The sequence below is a fragment of the Aminobacter sp. MDW-2 genome (genome assembly GCF_014250155.1).
Lineage (GTDB): Bacteria > Pseudomonadota > Alphaproteobacteria > Rhizobiales > Rhizobiaceae > Aminobacter > Aminobacter ciceronei.
This window is the reverse complement of record NZ_CP060197.1, coordinates 5,000,680-5,020,826: the sequence shown is the minus strand read 5'-3', so window position 1 is coordinate 5,020,826 and position 20,147 is coordinate 5,000,680. Positions and strand designations below refer to the sequence as shown.

17 protein-coding genes and 1 tRNA gene are annotated in these 20,147 nt (G+C 65.6%); 4 read left to right on the top strand and 14 right to left on the bottom strand.

Annotated elements, in window-relative coordinates:
- Positions 1-5 precede the first annotated feature (5 nt).
- The 11 genes from H5P29_RS24805 to H5P29_RS24755 form a co-directional block, all read right to left on the bottom strand.
- Entirely contained in the window at positions 6-437 is a 432-nt protein-coding gene (locus tag H5P29_RS24805) for an N-acetyltransferase (RefSeq protein ID WP_154385980.1), read from the bottom strand.
- Positions 438-605: 168 nt separating this feature from the next.
- Positions 606-1,727: a branched-chain amino acid ABC transporter substrate-binding protein gene (locus H5P29_RS24800; RefSeq protein WP_067964493.1), complete on the bottom strand. Its 1,122-nt coding sequence runs from the start codon at positions 1,725-1,727 to the stop codon at positions 606-608.
- 134 nt (positions 1,728-1,861) lie between these two features.
- Complete coding sequence (locus H5P29_RS24795; protein ID WP_067966940.1) at positions 1,862-3,052, bottom strand: acetyl-CoA C-acyltransferase; 1,191 nt, start codon at positions 3,050-3,052, stop codon at positions 1,862-1,864.
- Between the two features lie 22 nt (positions 3,053-3,074).
- Entirely contained in the window at positions 3,075-3,842 is a 768-nt protein-coding gene (locus tag H5P29_RS24790) for a 3-hydroxyacyl-CoA dehydrogenase (RefSeq protein WP_067964491.1), read from the bottom strand.
- Positions 3,843-3,914: 72 nt separating this feature from the next.
- Complete coding sequence (locus tag H5P29_RS24785) at positions 3,915-5,000, bottom strand: AraC family transcriptional regulator (RefSeq protein ID WP_083948645.1); 1,086 nt, start codon at positions 4,998-5,000, stop codon at positions 3,915-3,917.
- Between the two features lie 16 nt (positions 5,001-5,016).
- Positions 5,017-6,642 carry an AMP-binding protein gene (locus H5P29_RS24780; RefSeq protein ID WP_067964489.1) on the bottom strand — a complete coding sequence of 542 codons (1,626 nt, stop codon included), beginning with the start codon at positions 6,640-6,642 and terminating at the stop codon, positions 5,017-5,019.
- 7 nt (positions 6,643-6,649) lie between these two features.
- Positions 6,650-7,399, bottom strand: a complete 750-nt coding sequence (locus tag H5P29_RS24775; protein ID WP_067964488.1) for an enoyl-CoA hydratase/isomerase family protein — start codon at positions 7,397-7,399, stop codon at positions 6,650-6,652.
- A 10-nt stretch (positions 7,400-7,409) separates the two neighbouring features.
- Positions 7,410-9,101 carry a methylmalonyl-CoA mutase family protein gene (locus H5P29_RS24770; protein WP_067964486.1) on the bottom strand — a complete coding sequence of 564 codons (1,692 nt, stop codon included), beginning with the start codon at positions 9,099-9,101 and terminating at the stop codon, positions 7,410-7,412.
- On the bottom strand, positions 9,098-10,096 hold the full coding sequence (gene meaB, locus H5P29_RS24765; protein WP_067964484.1) for a methylmalonyl Co-A mutase-associated GTPase MeaB: 999 nt from the start codon (positions 10,094-10,096) through the stop codon (positions 9,098-9,100). The genes H5P29_RS24770 and meaB overlap by 4 nt, the downstream gene beginning before the upstream one ends.
- On the bottom strand, positions 10,093-10,551 hold the full coding sequence (locus tag H5P29_RS24760; RefSeq protein WP_067966937.1) for a cobalamin B12-binding domain-containing protein: 459 nt from the start codon (positions 10,549-10,551) through the stop codon (positions 10,093-10,095). The genes meaB and H5P29_RS24760 overlap by 4 nt, the downstream gene beginning before the upstream one ends.
- Before the next feature lie 23 nt (positions 10,552-10,574).
- Positions 10,575-11,912, bottom strand: a complete 1,338-nt coding sequence (locus H5P29_RS24755) for an aspartate aminotransferase family protein (RefSeq protein ID WP_067964482.1) — start codon at positions 11,910-11,912, stop codon at positions 10,575-10,577.
- A 97-nt stretch (positions 11,913-12,009) separates the two neighbouring features.
- Between H5P29_RS24755 and H5P29_RS24750 the strand changes: the two genes are divergently transcribed.
- Complete coding sequence (locus H5P29_RS24750) at positions 12,010-12,867, top strand: LysR family transcriptional regulator (protein WP_067964480.1); 858 nt, start codon at positions 12,010-12,012, stop codon at positions 12,865-12,867.
- Between the two features lie 82 nt (positions 12,868-12,949).
- On the opposite strand, the gene H5P29_RS24745 is transcribed toward H5P29_RS24750, so the two are convergent.
- Both H5P29_RS24745 and H5P29_RS24740 read right to left on the bottom strand, forming a co-directional pair.
- Positions 12,950-13,024: transfer RNA gene (locus tag H5P29_RS24745), tRNA-Gln, on the bottom strand.
- 223 nt (positions 13,025-13,247) lie between these two features.
- Positions 13,248-13,583, bottom strand: coding sequence for a VOC family protein (locus H5P29_RS24740; RefSeq protein ID WP_067964478.1), 336 nt, complete (start codon positions 13,581-13,583; stop codon positions 13,248-13,250).
- Between the two features lie 206 nt (positions 13,584-13,789).
- Here H5P29_RS24740 and ppdK point away from each other — a divergent pair, with 206 nt between their 5' ends.
- Complete coding sequence (gene ppdK, locus H5P29_RS24735; protein ID WP_067964476.1) at positions 13,790-16,456, top strand: pyruvate, phosphate dikinase; 2,667 nt, start codon at positions 13,790-13,792, stop codon at positions 16,454-16,456.
- A gap of 268 nt (positions 16,457-16,724) precedes the next feature.
- Positions 16,725-17,462 (top strand): polysaccharide deacetylase family protein, encoded by a 738-nt coding sequence (locus tag H5P29_RS24730; protein WP_067964474.1) that lies wholly within the window; start codon positions 16,725-16,727, stop codon positions 17,460-17,462.
- 18 nt (positions 17,463-17,480) lie between these two features.
- On the opposite strand, the gene H5P29_RS32660 is transcribed toward H5P29_RS24730, so the two are convergent.
- Positions 17,481-18,236: a hypothetical protein gene (locus tag H5P29_RS32660; RefSeq protein ID WP_246670807.1), complete on the bottom strand. Its 756-nt coding sequence runs from the start codon at positions 18,234-18,236 to the stop codon at positions 17,481-17,483.
- A 168-nt stretch (positions 18,237-18,404) separates the two neighbouring features.
- On the opposite strand from H5P29_RS32660, the gene H5P29_RS24720 reads away from it, so the two are divergent.
- On the top strand, positions 18,405-20,042 hold the full coding sequence (locus tag H5P29_RS24720; RefSeq protein WP_154385978.1) for a fatty-acid--CoA ligase: 1,638 nt from the start codon (positions 18,405-18,407) through the stop codon (positions 20,040-20,042).
- Positions 20,043-20,147 lie beyond the last annotated feature (105 nt).

Genomic DNA, 20,147 nt, shown 5'->3' with positions numbered 1-20,147 from the left:
GCCAGTCAGGTCGCCGGCTGGAGCGGCTTGGACAGAAAGGTCCGCGTGCGGCCTTTGGGGAAATCCGCCAGCTCGCCGAACGGCTTGTAGCCCTGGCGCTGATAGACCTTCAGCGCCGTCGGGTTGAAGGTGTCGATATAGGCCCCGTGGCAGCCGCGCCGGGTGGCCTCGTCCTCGGCGGCCTCAAGCATGCGTGCGGCCATGTTCTGGCCGCGCAGGCTGTCGTCCACCCAGAGCCACTGTATGTAGAGCCAGCCCCAGGCGGTGTAGCCCGATATGCCGGCCAGGAGTTTTTGGTGCTCGTCGCGGACGGCAACGATCAGCGCCTGCTTTTCCGCCGGGCCGACATCCCCTGAATTGAAGGTGGCGAGGCGTTCGCCGATGATGTCGAGCTCGTCGGAGGAGGGGGCATCGAGGGCGGTGATGGTGCAGGTCATTGAGGGGATCCCGTGGCGGATCCTTCTAGCAGGAAAATCCTGACGCGCCGCATGTTAGGGCCGTGGCCAGCGACAAATTCCTGTGCGCGAGGCGGCACGACGCCCGACCCCTGGGGCCGGGCGCCTGCCGGTCATGAGCTGCAGTTCCCGGGACTGCTTGTCTGGGTACTACTGCTTCTGGGCATAGGTCGGCTTGCCGTCGTCGCCTCGCTTCCATTCATAGATGACGTAGTCGGGGCGGGTGATGTCGCCCTTGGCGTCGTAGCCGATGTCGCCGATCGCCGTCGTCCAGGGACCATTGGCCCGCATCGTCTCGGCGACCTTCTGGGCGTCGTCGGCCGCGCCCGTCTTGGTTATGGCGGCGGCGATGATCTGGACGGCGGCGTAGGAATACAAGGTATAGGCTTCCGGCTCGAAACCCTTGGCCCGGAAGTTCTCGACCAGACCCTTGGCTGCCGGATTCTTGCGCGGATCGGGCGAGAAGGTGTTGAGCGTGCCGACCACGGAGTCGCCGGCGATCGAGGCGAGCTCGTTCGACACCATGCCGTCGCCCGAGAACAGGATAGCCTTCAGCCCCTGGTCGGCCGACTGGCGCATGATCAGGCCGGCCTCGGTGTGCAGGCCGCCGAAATAGATCAGGCTGACGCCGGCCTGCTTCAGCTTGCCGATGAGGGCCGAGAAATCCTTGTCGCCGATATTGATGCCTTCATACAGCACCTCGTTGATGCCGTTGCCGTTGAGCACCGCCTTGGCGACGTCGACAAGGCCCTGGCCATAGGGGCTCTTGTCGTGGATCATCGCGATCTTGGCGTCCTTGAAATTGGCGGCGATGTAGTCGCCGGCGACCTTGCCCTGCTGGTCGTCGCGGCCGCAGGTGCGGAAGGTGTTCCACAGGCCGCGCTCGGTATATTGCGGATTGGTCGAAGCCGGCGAAATCTCGAGCACGCCATTTTCGGCATAGACCTCGGACGCCGGGATCGAAACGCCCGAATTGAAGTGGCCGACGACATATTTGACGCCGTCGGCGACGAATTTGTTGGCCACCGAAATGCCCTGCTTCGGATCGGAAACGTCGTCGCCGACCTGGATCCTGATCTGCTCGCCGAGCACACCGCCGGCGGCGTTGATGTCGGCGGCGGCCTGCTCGGCGCCCTTCTGGAACTGCGCCCCGAAGGCGGCGTTCGGGCCGGTGATCGGGCCGGCGACGCCGATCACGATGTCGGCCCAGGCCGTGCCGCCAAAGGCGACCAGCGCGGTCAAGGCAACTGCTGACAACAGCGATTTTTTCATCTGAAGACTCCCATTGGTATTGTGGGCGTTGGTTGATGCCTTGCCGCGATGCCCACGCTCGCTGGCAAGGCTGACCGTTCCGGACCTGCCGCCGGTGTTCCCTTGTTGAACGGCGGCCTTCTCCTTGCGGCCGTCTAGGACGTCAGTTCCACGGCCATCGCGGTCGCCTCGCCGCCGCCGATGCAGACCGAAGCGATGCCGCGCCGCAGCCCGTGCTGGCGCAGCGCCGACACGAGCGTGACGAGGATGCGCGCCCCCGAGGCGCCGATCGGATGGCCAAGCGCGCAGGCGCCGCCATGGACGTTGACCTTGTCGCGCGGCAGGTCGAGCTCGCTCATCGCGACCATCGGCACCACGGCGAAGGCCTCGTTGATCTCGAAGAGATCGACGTCCTCGATACGCCAGCTGACCGTCTCGCAGAGCTTGCGCATGGCGCCGACCGGTGCCGAGGTGAAGAGATTGGGCGCCTGGGCGTGGGTGACGTGGCCGCGAATTGTTGCGAGAGGGGTGAGGCCGGCTCTGTCCGCCGCCGAGCGGCGCATCAGCGCGAGGGCCGCGGCACCATCCGAGATCGACGAGGAGTTGGCTGCCGTCACCGTGCCGCCGTCGCGAAAGGCCGGTTTCAGCAAGGCGATCCTGTCGGGGCGGGCCTTTTGCGGCTGCTCGTCGTCGCCGACCAGCCGATCGGCCTTGCCGTCCGGTGCCGTGACCGGAACGATCTCGTCGCGAAAGCTGCCGTCGGCGATGGCCTGCCGTGCCCTGTCGAGCGACTCCAGCGCAAACGTGTCCTGAGCATCGCGCGTGAAGCCATAGGCCTCGGCGCAGTCCTCGGCGAATGTGCCCATCAGGCGCCCCTCGTCATAGGCGTCCTCGAGGCCATCGAGATACATGTGGTCGACGAGGCGATGATGCCCGATGCGGTAGCCCGAGCGTGCGCGGTCGAGCAGATAGGGTGCGTTCGACATGCTCTCCATGCCGCCGGCGACGATCGTCCTGGCCGATCCCGCGGCGATGAGGTCGTGCGCCAGCATCGCCGACATCATGCCGGAGCCGCACATCTTGTTGACGGTGGTGGCGCCTGTGGCGAGCGGCAGCCCGGCTGCAAGCGCTGCCTGGCGCGCCGGCGCCTGGCCTTGGCCGGCGGTCAGGACACAGCCCATCAGCACCTGGTCGACAAGGCCGGTGTCCAGCCCGGACCTCTCCAGGACGGCGCGGATGGCTGCCGCTCCAAGCTGCGGGGCGGTGACCTCCTTCAGGCTTCCGAGGAAGCCGCCAAGCGGTGTCCTGGCTGCCCCTGCTATGACCACCGGATCATGACTGTTCACCCAGCTCTCCTCCTGCATGTGCTCAGCGCGGCGCCATGCGCAGCGCGCCGTCGAGGCGGATAACCTCGCCATTCAGCATGGTGTTCTGGCAGATGTGCCTGACCAGCCCGGCATATTCGTCAGGGCGGCCGAGGCGCGGCGGGAACGGTACGCTGGCGCCGAGCGCGTCCCGCACCTCCTGCGGCATCGCTGCCATCATCGGCGTCTCGAATATGCCCGGCGCGATGGTGACGACGCGCACGCCGTGGCGGGCCAGTTCGCGGGCGACGGGCAAGGTCAGCGCGACGACGCCGCCCTTCGACGCGGCATAGGCGGCTTGGCCGATCTGGCCGTCGAAGGCGGCGATGGAGGCGGTGTTGATGATGATGCCGCGCTCGCCATCGGTGTCGGCTTCACCCTTGACCATGACGCTTGCGGCAAGCCGCAACATGTTGAAGGTGCCCAAGAGATTGACGGCGACGGTCCGGGCGAAGCTGTCGAGGCCATGCGGTGCGTCGCGGCCGATGACCCGTTCGCCCGGTGCGATGCCGGCGCAGTTGACCAGCCCGTGGATGCCGCCGAACATCTCCTCGGCATGTCTCACCGCGGCGAGGCCGTCGGCTTCGCTGGTGACGTCGGCGCGAAAGAAAAGCGCCTTGCCGCCGAGTTCCGCGGCCGTCTTCTCGCCGGCGGAAGCGTTGACGTCGATGGTGAGCACGCTGGCGCCCGCCTCGGCAAGCATCCGGGCGACGGCCGCGCCCAGCCCCGAGCCCGCTCCCGTTACCAGAAAGACCTTGTCCCTGATCTGCATTTTTCGGCCCGGATGCGTTGTTCTTGCCGACATGTTGCAACGAAGCCAGGTGGCCGACGATGACCGCCGCGCTCAGATTTGGTGATCGATTTTGCAATGTTTGCTGTTCGCCGCGGCCCGGGCGTAGGGCGCGAGCGGGCCGAGCGACGGGCCGTCCTCGGCCTCGGCCATGGCGCCGGCCTCGCGGCGAAACGAAGCCGGGCTCCGGCCAGTCCATTTGTGGAAGGCGCGATGAAAGGCGCTCGGTTCGGAAAAGCCGATGTCGGCGGCGACGTCGGCGACGGAGCGGCTGCCGCTCAGCAGCGCCTCCATCGCCAGCGCGCGGCGCATCTCGTCCTTGATCGAGCGATAGGTCTGGCCCTCCAGCTGCAGCCGGCGGCGCAGGGTCGGCTCCTGCATGCGCATGCCGGTGGCCAGGTTGCCGAGGCTCGGCCAGGCCGACGGAAGCATGTTGTGCAGGCGTCCGCGGATCGCCGCCGAAAGCCCTTCGTCATGGCGATAGCGCACCAATATGTTGGCCGGCGCCTGGCGCAGGAAGTCGCGCAGGGCGGCGCTGTCGCGGATGACGGGCAGCCTGAGGAAGTCGGCGTCGAAGACCAGCCGCGTCTCGGGCTGGTCGAAGCGCACCGGGGCGCCGAAGAACAGGCGATAATCGGTTCCGGTCGGCGGCGCGCTGCATTTGAAATCGACCCAGCGGATCGGCAGGCGCCGGCCTACGAGCCAGCAGTTCAGGCCATGCACGATGATCCAGAAGGTACGGTAGGCAAAGGCGGAGCGCAGCGGGCCGGCATCGCGCAGGGTGACCTCCGCCAGTCCGTCTCGGACGATCAGTTCGCCATGCGGATCGTCGAGCACGACACGCAGGAAGCGCAGGCTGCGCCGCAGCGCATGCTCGAGCGTCGTTGTCGTCAGCACCGCATGGCACAAAAGGGCAAAGCTGCCCGAGCGCATCGGCCGCGCGCCTTCGCCGAAGAACTCGTCGTCCATGGCCTCGGCCACCGCCCGCCAGAGCGCGCCATACTGCCGGGCGGAGATCGGTTCCGAGATGATGGGCGGCAGCCCCAGCTGCGCCAGCAGAGGCGCTATGGGAACGTCGTGGCGGCGCAGGCATTCGAGCGTATCGTCGACGAAACAGGGGGCGACCATCCGACGTTCCACCGCATCTGCTCCCGCGCTAACGCTCACCCCGGTCGAAAGTGGCAGGCCCCACGCCGCGCTGGCGCAAGGTGTTCCGCGCCACCTTCTCCGTCGGCGTTCGCGGCAACGGCGTGTCGGTGATCTCGATGTAGCGCGGCACCATGTGACGGGGCGCGAGGTCCCTGAAATGGTCGAGCAGGTCGGCCGCCTCCACCGTCGAGCCGGCGCGCCGCAGGGCAACGACCATGATGTCCTCTTCGGTGAATTCGGAAGGGATTCCGAAAGCAGCACTTTCCAGAATGTCGGGGTGTTTTTCGGCGACCGTCTCCAACTCATAGGCGGAGATGTTTTCGCCGCGGCGGCGGATCGCCTCGTTCAGCCGATGCTTGAAATAGAGCCAGCCATCCTTGTCCATGTAGCCGGCGTCGCCCGAGTGGTACCAGAGGTTCCGGAGCGTCTGCACCGTCTTGGCCTCTGCGCGGTAGTAGCCGGAAAACATGCTCCAGCTCTTGGTCGGGCGCGAGACGATCTCGCCTATGCTGCCGGGCGGCAGCGGCCTGTCGGCATCGTCGACGATCGCCACCTGCCAGTCCGGATGCGGCCGGCCGCAGGACCCGGGACGGGTCTCGTCCACCGTATCAAGCGTCACGAAGCTGGTTTCGGTCTGGCCGTAGCCGGTGACGAGCCGCATGTCGAAGCGGCGTTCGAAGGCCTCCCTGTCTGCTACCATCGGAATGCACTGACACACCCGGACGGGATTGTCGCGGTCGGCGTCCGATGGCTGGGCACGCATCAGGATGACGGCCATCGCGCCGAGCAGATTGGTCGCGGTTGCGCCGCTGGCGCGGAGCTGATCCCAGAACCTGGAGGCGCTGAAGCTTTCGACCAGCGTCGTTTTGGTGCCGTAGATCAGCGGCAGCAGCACGCCGAACATCTGCGCATCGGTGTGAAACAGCGGCAGCGCGGAGAAATAGCTGTCGCTGCCGGTGTAGCCGAGATTGGACGCCATCGCCGCCGCCCAGGAATAGCAATGATGGTGCGACATCAATGCCCCCTTGGCCGGGCCCGTCGTGCCGGAGGTGTAGAGGATCGCCATCGGGTCGGCGTAGTGGACGTCGACGAGGTCGAAGCCCAATTGCGGTGCCATGCAGTCGTCGAAGGCGACGATGCGGTCGATCCTGATGCCCGCCGCCCGCGCCTCGGCGGGATCCGTGCCGACGAGGATCAGCGTCCGCAGGCTGGGCAGATTGTCCTGGACCTTGGCCAGCTCGGCCAGCGCGCCGGCGTCCGCAACCAGCACCTCGGCGCCGCAATTGTTCAGGTTGTGGCAGAGCAGGTCGCCCTTCAAGCCGGGATTGGTCGGCACCTCGATCGCCCCCAGGCTCGCTGTCGCAAACCACAGCGCGACGAGTTCGAACGAGTTGGGCAACAGCATCGCCACGCGGTCCGAGCGGCCCACGCCGAGCTGGCGCAGGCCGCGCGCCAGCCGGCTCGACACCTGCAGCATCTCCTCGAAGCTTGCGCTTCGCCCGCAGACGTCGATGAACGACTTGTTGCCGAAGCGCTCGGCCTGGCGCAGCAGGATCCGCGGCAGCACCCGGCTCTCCAGCTCGTTGTCGTTCTTACCCGGTATGTAGGCGGGGGAAAAGACGCTCGATGTCATGGCGCGTTCAGAACCTTTTTGCCCGGGCCTGCGCTTCGGCGGAGAGGAAGCCGCTGACCGTGGCCCTGGTCTCGAGCGCCATGGCAGCGGCGAGCGAGGAGTGGAAACCTTCGTTGATGGCGTGCTTGATGTCGGCGACCGCCTCCTCGGGCCGCGCGGCGATCGCCAGCGCCAGCGTCCTTGCCGCCTCGAGCAGCTCGGCCTCGGCAACCAGCTTCCAGGCGATGCCGACCTCGACCGCCTTGGCCGCATCGTGGCGTTCGCCGAGGATCATCAATTCCTTGGCGATCTGCGGCCCGACCTGCTTGGTCAGAAGTGCTGTCACCCCGCCTGTCACGAACAGGCCGTAGCCGACCTCGGGGAAGAACCAGCGCGTGGTGTCGGCAAACAGCCGGAAGTCGCAATTGACCACCCATTCCAGCGCGCCGCCGACGCACCAGCCATGCACCGCGGCAATGACGATCTTGCGCGACTGCATGATCTGCAGCGTGATCTGCTGGATGGACTCGACCCAGGCCTGCGTCGCCGCTTCCGACGTGGTCTGCGCGTCGAGATCCTTGAGATCGTCGCCGGAGCAGAAGGCGCGGCCTTCGCCATGCAGGATGACGACGCGGGTGGCCGTCCTCGCTTCGGCTGCCGCCAGTGCTGCCGAAAGCTGGTTGACGAGGTCGCCATTCATGGCGTTGAGCCGTTCCGGCCGGTTCAGCCTGATCCAGCTGATGGCGCCGTCGTCCGTCGAAATGACTGCTGGTGTCATGATGGGGTCCTCATACGATCATCGGTTCGGCATAGGAGCCCCAGACTTCTCTCAGCGCGCTGCAGATCTCGCCGAGCGTCGCGCGCGCCTTCACCAGCTCGATCGTCTTGGGCAGCAGGTTGATGTCGTCTGACTGGGCCTGTTCGGCGAGCTCGGCCAGCAGCTGCTTGACCAGTCCGTTGTCCCTTTCGGTCCGCACCGCGTTGAGGCGGTCGATCTGCAGCTGGGTGCACTGGTCGTCATAGGGATGGATGTGGACCTCGGCGGAACCGCTGGTCTCGTCGACATGCCGGTTGACGCCGACCGAGACCTTTTCGCCGCTGTCGATCTTCTTGAAGGTGGCATAGGCGGAATCGGCCAGCTTCTGCTGGAACCAGCCTTCCTCGACCAGTTTGATGGCGCCGCCGCGCTCCTTGACCTCGTCCAGCACCTTCCAGATTTCGGTCTCCATGTCATGCGTCAGGCGCTCGACGAAATAGGAGCCGCCGAGCGGATCGATCACCGACGTCACGTTGATTTCGTCGCGGATGATCTGCTGCGTCCGGATCGCCAGCTTCATCGCCTCCTCGGTCGGGATGGCGAAGGCCTCGTCGAGGCCATTGGTGTGCATGCTCTGGCAGCCGCCGAGCACCGCGCCCAAAGCCTGGATCGCCGTGCGCATCAGGTTGTTGTGGTGCTCGACCTTGGTCAGGCTCATTGCCGCTGTCTGCACATGCACCCTGAGGCGCATCGATTCCGGCTTCTTGGCGTGGAACTGCTCGGACATGATCCTGGCGTAGACCCGCCGGGCCGCCCTGAACTTGCAGATTTGTTCGAAGAAATCCTGGTGGCTGATGAAGAAGAACGACAGCCGCGGCGCGAAGTCGTCTATGTCCATGCCGGCGGCGATGACCTCCTCGCAATAGGCAATGGTGAAGGCCATGATGAAGGCGATCTCCTGCAGCGCATTGCCGCCGACATCGGAGAGATGGTAGCCGCTGAGGCTGATCGGATTGAGCTTCGGCGTCGTCTTCGCGCTGTGCATGATCAGGTCGCGCAGCAGCCTGACGGCCGGCCGTACCGGGTAGATCCATTCCTTCTGGGCGACATATTCCTTGAGCGGGTCGGCCTGCAATGTGCCGGTCAGCTTGGTTAGGTCGTAGCCGCGCCTTTCCGCGACCGCGACGAACATCGCGTAGATCACCCAGGCTGAGGGGTTGATGGTCAGCGACACCGAGATCTTTTCGAGGTCGATGCCGTCGAACAGGCGGTCGACGTCGTCGACCGTGTCGATCGCCACGCCGACGCGCCCGACCTCGCCGAAGGCCATCGGATCGTCCGAATCGAGGCCCAGCAGCGTCGGCAGGTCGAAGTCGGTCGACAGCCCGGTCTGGCCGGTCTGGATCATGTATTTGTAGCGCTGGTTGGTCGCCTCGGGATTGCCGAAGCCGGCGACCTGCCGGATGGTCCAGGGGCGGCCGCGATACATCGTCGGATAGGCGCCCCGGGTGAAGGGATAGGCGCCCGGAAATCCGAGATCGCCGGCCGGGATGCCGGCGACGTCGGCGGCGGTGTAGATCCGCTTCAGCGGAATGCCGCATTCCGTCTCATAGGCCGCCTTTTCCTCGGGCCTGCTGTTCAGCGTGGCCGCGAGTTCGTTGGCTTCCCACGCGGCCTGCTTTTCCCTGATGTCCTCGATCGCCTCGGCTGAGAACAGATTCATGCCAGCACCTCATTGTCCCAACCCAGCAAAAGGCAGGCGGCGGCGGACGGATCCGTGGTCCGGCTCACCACCGCCTGAACGTGGGCCTCGAGTTCGCCTGTGTCGCGTTTGAACCTGTCCTGGAAAAGCTGCCGGGCGGTGCCCAGGATCCGCGTCCTGCCGATGCTGCGCTCGCGCTCGCGCAGCTCGCCGCTGTCCCTGAGATGGTCCCAATGCCTTGAGATGGCGTCCTTCAGCTCGTTGATCCGCTCGCCCGACAGCGAGCTGACCGGCAGAACGGGCGTCTGCCAGTCCGACCCCGGTCTTGCAGGTCCGAGGCTCATCATGCCGCGCAGGGCCGCGACCGTTGCCGATGCGTCGGGCCTGTCGCTCTTGCTGACGGCATGGATGTCGGCAATTTCGAGGATGCCGGCCTTGATCGCCTGGATGTCGTCGCCAAGTCCCGGCGCCGACAGCACCACGATGGTGTGGGCGGCAGTGACGACTTCGACCTCGTCCTGTCCGACCCCGACGGTTTCGATGATGATCGGCGAATAGCCGGCGGCATCGAGGACATCGACGGCCTGAAGCGTCGCGCGGGCCAGGCCGCCGAGATGTCCGCGCGTCGCCATGCTGCGGACGAAGGCCTGGCAGGATTGCGCCGCCTCGCTCATCCGCACCCGGTCGCCGAGGATGGCGCCGCCGGAAAACGGGCTGCTCGGATCGACGGCAACCACGCCGACCTTGTGCCCGTCTGCGGCAAAGGCCCTGATCAGGGCGGCGACCAGCGTCGACTTGCCGGCGCCGGGAACACCGGTGATGCCGAGCACATGGGCCTTGCCGCTGTGGCGGTAGATCTCGGCCAGCGCCTCGGCTGCCTCGGCATATCCTGCCTCAGCCCGGCTGATCATCCGGGCGACCGCCAGCACGCTGCCCCTGAGCACTTCCGGCACGAGGGCCGCCGAAGGCACATAGGCCGTTCGCCGGGCGGGCCGGGATGAGGCGAACGCCGTCATTTCAGGCCACGTTCGGCGATCAGCTTCCTGATCGTCGTGACGATCAGGTCGCCCCTGGCTTCCTGCGGCACGATGGCGTCGACGCCGCTGTCCGACAGAGCGGCGTAGTCATGCTCGGGAATGACGCCGCCGGCGACGACGAAAATATGCTCGGCCTGTTTTTCCCGGAGGCAACGGCCGAGTTCCTGGAACAAAGGCAGGTGCGAGCCCGACAGCAGGCTGACGCCGATGACGTCGACGTCCTCCTGGATCGCGGCAGTGACCACGTCCTTGGGCGATTTGTAGAGGCCGGTATAGACGACCTCCATGCCGGCGTCGCGCAGGATCCGGGCGACCACCTTGGCGCCCCGGTCATGGCCGTCGAGGCCGAGCTTGGCGACAAGCACCCGGATGCTGCCGGGCGCGTTGACGTCGATCTCCGCCCGGGCGGCGTCGCCCTGGCTGATGGTGTTCATGTCGGTCATGTCTGGAGTGCCTTTCACTCTGCGGCGATGCTGGAGCCGCTTGCACCAGCGGCCAGCCCGGCTTCGATCGAGTCGGAAATGATGCTGAGGCCGAGGTCGAGTTCGGCCTCCGAGATCGTCAGGGGAGGGGCGATGCGGAACACGCCGCCCATGCCGGGAAGCTTGACGATGTTCATGCTGAGGCCGCGCTTGAACGCCTCGGCCGCGATCCGCGCGCCGAGCTCATGGTCGGGTTCCCTGTCCGTGCCATTCTTGACGATCTCGACCCCGAGCATCAGGCCGCGGCCGCGCACGTCGCCGACACATTCGTAACGTTGCTTGAACCGCGACAGGCCGTCGAACAGCCTGGCGCCGAGATGCCGGGCGCGTTCGACGAGATTCTCGTCCTCGACCACATCGAGCACGGCAAGGCCGACGGCCGCCGGCAACGGGTCGGAGACATGGGTGGTGTAGAACAGGAAGCCCTTGGCATAGGCCGCCTCCTCGATCTCCGCCGTCGTCATGACAGCCGAAAGCGGCAGGCCGGCGCCGATGGTCTTGGACAGGGTCAGTATGTCGGGGGTGACGCCGTCGCGCTGGAAGGCAAACATCGTTCCGGTGCGGCCGATGCCGGTCTGCGCCTCGTCAAGGATGAGCAGCATGCCGCGCTCGTGGCATTTCTGCCTGAGGGCGGCGAGATAACCCTCGGGCAGCTCCAGCATGCCGCCGCTCGACAGGATCGGCTCGGCGACGAAGGCCGCCAGGCTCCCCGTCGACTGGCTGTCCACCAGGGTGAAGGCGTCATCGAGCTCTGTGCGCCAGTCGAGGCTGCCGTCGGCATGCCGGAAGCGCGGGCGAAAACTGTTCGGCGCCGGTATGGCGATCGACCCGACGGCCGCAGGCCCATATCCCTTGCGGCCGGCGCTGTAGGTCGCCGAGGCGGCGACGCCGGTCATGCCGTGCCAGCTCTTGGAGAAGGCGACGATCTCGTGCTTGCCGGTGACCAGCTTGGCCATGCGGATGGCGGCTTCGTTCGATTCGGCGCCTGTCGACAGCAGAAGCGCCCTGTCGAGGCCGGGCGCCAGCCCGGCCAGGCGCTCGGCGAGCTCGACGACCGGGCGCGAGAGCATGCCGCTGAACAGATGCGCGACCTTTTCGACCTGCCGGCTGACCGTCGAGACGATCCTCGGATGGGCATGGCCGAGCAGGGCGCTCATCTGGCCGGAGGTGAAGTCGAGGATCGGCCGGTCGTTGGCGTCATAGACGAACGAGCCGGCGGCACGCTCGATGATCGCCGGCTCGAAGCTGCCGCCATAACGGATGAGGTGCTTCCTCGCCGAAGCCCAAAACGCCTGATCCCGGTTGTTCGACATGTCTCACCCCTTTTGATGATGCTCGGTCGAACGATAGGGCTTGGCGTTTATGCAGAAAAATTGATAATATTAGGATTCAGATATAAGAGGATTTGATATGCAGGCGCCGCTTGACCTGAGATTGGTGACGACCTTCGTCCGCGCAGCCCAGCTGGGCACGCTAAGCGCCACCGCCGTGCAGGTCGGGCGGACCCAGTCGGCGGTGACGATGCAGATCCAGCGGCTGGAAGAGGTGCTCGGCCAGAGCCTGTTTCACCGCCGCGGCAGCGGCGTCAGCCTGACGGCCAGCGGCGCCCGTTTCCTTGCCTATGCCGAACGCATCCTCAAGCTGCAGGACGATGCGGTGTCGGCCCTTTCGGACAAGGGCCTGCACGGCTCGATCATCTTCGGCAGCCCGGAGGACTATCTGATCGCCTTCTTCCCGGCGATCCTGAAGACCTTCGGCAGTCTATATCCCGATGTCGAGATCAAGGTCGTCTCGGCGCCTACGGTCGAATTGCGCGGGCTGCTGCACCAGCGGCAGCTCGACCTGGCGTTGGTCTCGACGCCGAATGCGAGTGATTCCCCAGATGTCGTCCGCCCCGAGCCGCTGGTCTGGGTCGGCAGCCGGCCGACGCTGGAGCAGCATGATTTCGGCGACGTCATCCCGATGGCGCTGCCGGCCTCCAACGCGATGGATCACCGCGCCGCATGCGATGCCATGGCCCATGCCGGGCTGCGCTACAAGATCTCCTATGCCAGCAACAGCCTGGCCGGCCTGATCGCGGTTGCCCGCTCGGGCCTGGCAATCAGCGTCATGACCAAGGAGGCGGTGCCGTCCGACCTCCACATCCTCAACGCGCCGCTGCCGCCGCTTTCCAGCCTCGGCATGCTGATCGCCTATGGCGACACCGAACGCTCGCCGGCGGTCGAGGCTTTCGCCAATCACATCCGGCAGGTCCTGCCGACGTTGTGAGGTGAGGATGCGACTGCCGCGCGCACGAGGCTCGTCGCCAGCCTTGCGAACTGAGGGGATTTCGAGCGATTTGCGAAAATTGTGGCTGGGGCGCCAGGATTCGAACCTGGGAATGTCGGTACCAAAAACCGATGCCTTACCGCTTGGCGACGCCCCAACACGCTTCGGCAGCAGGCCGAAGCGAGTCAATCGACAGCCGCCTTATATGCAGCGCGCGGCAAAAGCACAATCGTAGCCTTGCCGCTTTCCGCATCATCTTGCGGCAGGTATGAGCGGCCCAGGGGGCTGGTCGCATTAGGCTCGAATCGACCGAATCGCATGCGCCGACGTGTCGGCGATTGCCGAGCCTCTGCAACGCTGCCCCCTCGGAGCTATGGCGGTCATTCGCCCCAGACGGCGAGCTCGTTTCCGGCCGGATCGACGAAATGGAATCGCCGGCCGCCGGGGAAGGAGAAGATCGGCTTGACGATGGTGCCGCCGGCCTCTTCGACCGCGGCAAGGCTGTCTTCCAATGCCTCGGAATAGAGTACAGGTAGCGGTTTTGCCGGGACTTCTGCCTGGAAACCGCCGTCGAGGCCTTCCGCGAAGGCTGAATAATCGGGGCCGTAGTCGGTGAAGGTCCAGCCGAAAGCCGCGCTGTAGAAGGACTTCACATGGTCGAGCGTGCCGCCAACCGCCGCCATTTCGATGTAGTCGAGCTTGCCGGTCTTGCGCATGGTCGTCTCCGATATTCGTTCCTGATATGTTCTATATGAGGCAAGGGGTGGCCGCAAGGGTGTCGCAGTCCCGGTTCATTAATCGATTGTAGGACATTCCGTGGCGGAACAGTGCCTTGCCTTTCGCAGCGCAGCATCCTATCGCTCGCCGCAGAAGCAGGCGGCGGCCACCGCCCGGCTCCACACTCAGTCGGCGAGGAGAAGGCATGACCAAGTGGGTTTACAGTTTTGGCGACGGTGCAGCGGAGGGACGGTCCAGCGACCGCGACCTGCTCGGCGGCAAGGGCGCGAATCTCGCCGAGATGTGCAGTCTCGGCCTGCCGGTGCCGCCCGGTTTCACCATCACCACGGCAGCCTGCAACTGGTTTTATGCCAATGGCCGCGCCTATCCCGCGACGCTCGAAGCCGACGTCCGCGCCGCCCTCGACACTGTCGGCGCCATCACCGGCCGCCGTTTCGGCGACCCTGAAAAGCTGCTGCTCGTCTCGGTGCGTTCGGGCGCCCGTGCCTCGATGCCGGGCATGATGGACACCGTGCTCAATCTCGGCCTCAACGACGTCACAGTCGAGGCGCTGGCGGCCGACGCCGGCGACGCCCGTTTTGCCTATGACAGCTACCGTCGCTTCATCACCATGTATTCCGACGTGGTGCTCGGCCTCGACCATGAGGTCTTCGAGGAACTGCTCGAAGACGAGAAGGGCCGTCTCGGCTACGAACTCGACACCGAGTTCACCGCGCCGCAATGGCAGGACGTCATCAAGCTCTACAAGGCCAAGGTCGAGGAAGAGCTCGGTCGCGCCTTCCCGCAGGATCCGCACGAGCAGCTTTGGGGCGCCATCGGTGCAGTGTTCCAGAGCTGGATGAACCACCGCGCCATCACCTATCGCCGCCTGCACGACATTCCCGAGAGCTGGGGCACGGCGGTCAACGTCCAGGCCATGGTGTTCGGCAATATGGGCGAGACCTCGGCGACCGGCGTCGCCTTCACACGCAACCCCTCGACCGGCGAGAAGATGCTCTATGGCGAGTTCCTGGTGAACGCCCAGGGCGAGGACGTCGTTGCCGGCATCCGCACGCCGCAGAACATCACCGAAGCCGCGCGCATCGCCGCCGGCTCCGACAAGCCCTCGCTGCAGAAGCTGATGCCGGAGGCGTTCAACACCTTCGTTGCGATCTCCAATCGCCTCGAACAGCATTACCGCGATATGCAGGACCTCGAATTCACCATCGAGCGCGGCAAGCTGTGGATGCTGCAGACCCGCTCGGGCAAGCGTACCGCCAAGGCGGCACTCAAGATCGCCGCCGAAATGGCCGGCGAAGGGCTGATCAGCAAGGAGGAGGCGATCTGCCGGATCGATCCGTCGGCGCTCGACCAACTGCTGCACCCGACAATCGACCCCAAGGCGCAGCGCGAGGTCATCGCCGTCGGCCTGCCGGCCTCGCCGGGTGCCGCCACCGGCGAGATCGTGTTCTCCTCCGACGAAGCCGAGGAGCTGAAGTCGGCCGGGCGCAAGGTCATCCTGGTGCGCATCGAGACCAGCCCCGAGGACATCCACGGCATGCATGCCTCGGAAGGCATCCTGACGACGCGCGGCGGCATGACCAGCCACGCCGCGGTGGTTGCCCGCGGCATGGGCAAGCCCTGCGTTTCGGGCGCCGGTTCGCTGCGCGTCGACTATCGCGCCGGCACGCTGATCACCATGGGTCACACCTTCCGCAAGGGCGACGTCATCACCATCGACGGCTCCAACGGCCAGGTGCTGAAGGGCTCGGTGCCGATGCTGCAGCCGGAACTGTCAGGCGATTTCGCCGCCATCATGGAGTGGGCAGACGCGGCGCGCCGCATGAAGGTGCGCACCAATGCCGAAACGCCGGCCGATGCGCGCATGGCGCGCTCCTTCGGCGCCGAAGGCATCGGCCTATGCCGCACCGAGCACATGTTCTTCGACGGCGACCGCATCGTTGCGATGCGCGAGATGATCCTCGCCGACACCGAGAAGGACAGGCGCACCGCCCTTGCCAAGCTGTTGCCGATGCAGCGTTCGGACTTCATCGAGCTGTTCGAGATCATGGCCGGCCTGCCGGTGACGATCCGCCTGCTCGACCCGCCGCTGCACGAGTTCCTGCCCAAGACCGAGGAAGAGATCGCCGAGGTCGCGGCGGCGATGAACGTCTCGGCCGACAAGCTGCGCCAGCGCACCGAGGCGCTGCACGAGTTCAACCCGATGCTCGGCCATCGCGGCTGTCGTCTCGCCGTCTCCTATCCGGAGATTGCCGAGATGCAGGCGCGCGCCATCTTCGAGGCGGCCGTCGAGGCCGGCAAGAAGACCGGCAGCCCGGTCGTGCCCGAGATCATGGTGCCGCTGGTCGGCCTGATGAAGGAGCTCGACTACGTCAAGGCGCGCATCGACCAGGTCGCGCAGAGCGTGATGCGGGAAACGGGCGTGAATATCGATTATCTCGTCGGCACGATGATCGAGCTGCCGCGCGCGGCCATTCGCGCCCATGTCATTGCCGAGGCGGCCGAATTCTTCTCCTTCGGCACCAACGATCTGACGCAGACGACCTTCGGTATCTCGCGTGACGATGCCGCGTCCTTCCTCGAGACCTATCGCCAGAAGGGCATCATCGAGCAGGACCCGTTCGTCTCGCTCGACGTCGACGGCGTCGGCGAACTGGTCAAGATCGCCGCCGAAAAGGGCAGGGCGACGCGGCCGGAAATCAAGCTCGGCATCTGCGGCGAGCATGGCGGCGACCCGGCCTCGATCCACTTCTGCGAAAGCGTCGGGCTGGACTATGTCTCCTGCTCGCCATTCCGCGTGCCGATCGCCAGGCTTGCCGCCGCGCAGTCGGCGGTCAAGGCGCAGCGCTAAAGCGTTCCAAGGCAACTTGATCGGTCATACCCATTTGCAAATTGGGTATGACCGATCGCATCTGCTGACCTCGCCAGGCAGACGCCGATTTCGAACCGTGATGGCTGACGGCATTGCGCCGCTTGGTTCCGTTGTTCGGCAGCAACGCCGGTGCGGCATCGTCTTCAACGCGTCCGGCACCTCAGCCAAATAGCCGTCACGGTCATCATCGCGCCAAGATTGGGGTGCCAGTGGCCGCGATTCCAGACTGCATTTCCCGGAAATTCGCATGCGCAGGCTCGGCAGGTTTTTGATTGGCGTCGGTTTTGCGGCGCTGATGGGGTCTTCAGCCTCGGCGGCACTTCTCGAACCGCGGTTGCATCTCAGGCCTTCCACCGAAGCCACCCCCCGCGTGGCGCTGACGCTCGACGCCTGCGGCGGCAAGACAGACGCCCGCATCCTCTCGGCACTCGTCGACAACAAGATACCGGCGACGATCTTCGTCACCGGCAAGTGGCTGAAGCGCAACGCCGAGGCGCTCGCCGTCATGCGGGCGCATCCCGAGCTGTTCGAGCTGGAAAATCACGGCGCCGAGCATGTGCCGGCGGTCGACACGCCACACAGCATCTATGGGCTGAAAAGCGCCGGCAGCAGCGAGGCCGTGCAGGCAGAGGTCGTGGCCGGCGCTCTGGCCCTGACCGAGCGCGGCGGGCCGGCGCCGAAGTGGTTCCGCGGCGCTACCGCGCAATACAGCAAGAGCTCGATCGCACTGATCCGCAGTCTCGGCTTCAGGATCGCCGGCTATTCGATCAATGGCGACGGCGGCTCGCTGCTCGGTGCGCGCGAAACCGAGCGCCGCGTGTCAGCTGCGAGGGATGGCGACGTCATCATCGCCCACATCAACCAGCCGACCCACGCGGCAGGCGGCGGGCTGGTCAAGGGCCTGCTGGCGCTGAAGGCAAAGGGCTACACCTTCGTGCGGCTGGACGATGTCGAAGATGACGGTACCGACGACACGACGAACTGATGCCGTCGCGCAGCCGCTTCACGCTGCGGCGCGGAAAGCCTCGACCACGCCGACATAGGCTTCGGCGAGTTTTGCCAATGGGCTATTGCTGCGGCTGGCCGATTCGACCTTGAGCTTGCCGCCGGTGACAGGCAGCGAAAGCAGCAGGAACTGGCGCCTGGCGCCGTCACCGATCGATGCCGCCGCGACATGCCTGTCCTCGCCGGCCTCGTCGAGGCGCATCTTGAACAGCAGGATGCCGCCGACGGCCTCGAGCGCATCGTCGACCATGTCGGCGAATTCCGATTCCGAGACGCTGCCTGGAGCGATCGAGGGGGCGGCGATGGTTGCCGGTCCGGCGTCCTCCGGCGCTTGCGCGGCCAGCTCCTCGGGGCCAAGCACGACGGGCGCAGCTTCCTCGGCGGCCGGCGCTTCCGCCTCAACATCGGCTTCGGCTGATGTTTCCGCCGCAAGCTCAGGCGCTTCCGCAGCCTCGGGAACCACGGCAGCTTCGGTGGACAGCTCCTCCGCCGAAAGCTCGACATCGGCCGCAGCTTCCGCGACCGATTCGGATGCGGCCTCGACGATTTCTGCCTCGGCAACGGAAACCTGGGCGGCGGAAACGTCGGCAGCCTCGTCGCCGGCCGAAATCTCTTCGGTTGCGATAAGCTCCGGTGCTGCGATCAGCTCCGGCGGAACCGTTTCGGCAACATTGTCCAGTTGAGCCTCTGGCTCCTGCGATGACGCTTCGTGCTGCGGCAGGCCTTCGTCTTCCGCGCGGGGATGCGTATCCATGTGATGCCTCACAATATCTTACCAATCCCGCCAGCCGGTAACAAAGGTTAACCGGGACCGTGGCCGCAATATGGCCGCTGGATTTGCCGGCTTGGCTTTCCCCTTGGTCGGACTGGACAATCCAGCCATTGCGCCCAAAATGGCCTGACAAGATCTGGGAGGATCCACATGCTCGGACTGATGCAGGAGTGGCCGCTATTGTGCCACAAGATCATTGACCACGCCGCACGGCAGCATCCCAACCGGGAGATCGTGACGCGGTCGATCGAGGGGCCCATCGTTCGCACAAACTATGTCGAGCTGCGCGCGCGCTCGCTCAAGGTGGCGCAACGGCTGGAGCGTGACGGCTACAAGCTCGGCGACCGTATCGCCACGCTGGCCTGGAACTCGGCGCGGCACATGGAGGCCTGGTACGGCATCATGGGCATGGGCGCCGTCTATCACACGCTCAATCCCAGGCTTTTCCCCGAGCAGCTCGTCTGGATCATGAACCATGCCCAGGACCAGGCGCTGTTCGTCGACCTGACCTTCATGCCGCTGGTCGAAAAGATCGCGCTGCAGGTCGCGTCGCTGAAGCGGATCATCGTCCTGACCGATGCCGCCCATCTGCCGCCGACGGCGCTGCCCAATGTCATGGCTTATGAGGAGTGGCTGGCCGAAGCCGACGGCGACTTTGCCTGGAAGGCGCTCGACGAACATGCGGCGGCCGGCATGTGCTATACCTCGGGCACCACAGGTGACCCCAAGGGCGTCGTCTACAGCCACCGCTCCAACGTGCTGCATGCGATGATCGCCGTGATGCCTGACGCCATGGGCATTTCGGTGCGCGACGTCGTCCTTCCGGTGGTGCCGATGTTCCATGCCAATGCCTGGGGGCTGGCCCAGAGCGTGCCGATGGTCGGCGCCAAGCTGGTCATGCCCGGCGGCAAGATGGACGGCGCCTCGATCTACGAACTGCTCGACACCGAACGTGTCACCTTCACCGCGGCCGTGCCGACCGTCTGGCTGATGCTGCTGCAGCACCTCGAGGAAACCGGCAAGAAGCTGCCGCATCTCAACAAGGTGGTGATCGGCGGCTCGGCCTGCCCGCGCATGGTGACGGAGAAGTTTGAGCGCAATTACGGCGTCGAGGTCATCCACGCCTGGGGCATGACCGAGATGTCGCCACTCGGCACGCTCTGCACCATCAAGCCCGAATATGACGAGCTCGAAGGCGACGACAGGCTGAACCTCCAGCAGAAGCAGGGCTACACGCCCTTCGGTGTCGAGATGAAGATCACCGACGACGACAACAACGAACTGCCCTGGGATGGCAAGACCTTCGGCCGGCTCAAGGTGCGCGGTCCTGCGGTATCCGGCTCCTATTTCGGCGGCGCCAGCGCCGAGCAGTTCGACGCCGACGAATGGTTCGATACCGGCGACGTCGCCCATATCGATGAACATGGCTACATGCAGATCACCGACCGCTCCAAGGACGTGATCAAGTCTGGTGGCGAGTGGATTTCTTCGATCGAGCTTGAAAACCTGGCGGTCGGACATCCCGACGTTCAGGAAGCAGCGGTGATCGGGGTCAGGCACTCGCGCTGGGAAGAGCGTCCGCTGATGGTGATCGTGCGCAAGCAGGGCAAGGAGCCTGATAAAGCCGACATATTGGCGTTCATCGACGGCAAGGTCGCCAAGTGGTGGATGCCCGACGACGTCGCTTTCGTCGACGAAATCCCCCATACCGCGACCGGCAAGATCCTGAAGACGGCGCTGCGCGAGAAATTCAGGGATTATCGCCTGCCGACGGACACTGCGGCATAGGCAAGTTCATGTGCGGGAAGGGGGCATGAGCCGCCTTTCCGCTTCAACCGCAGCCGGAAACCTTCTAGTTTGACCAGGCAGCGACGTCTGCCGTGGGGACGGCAG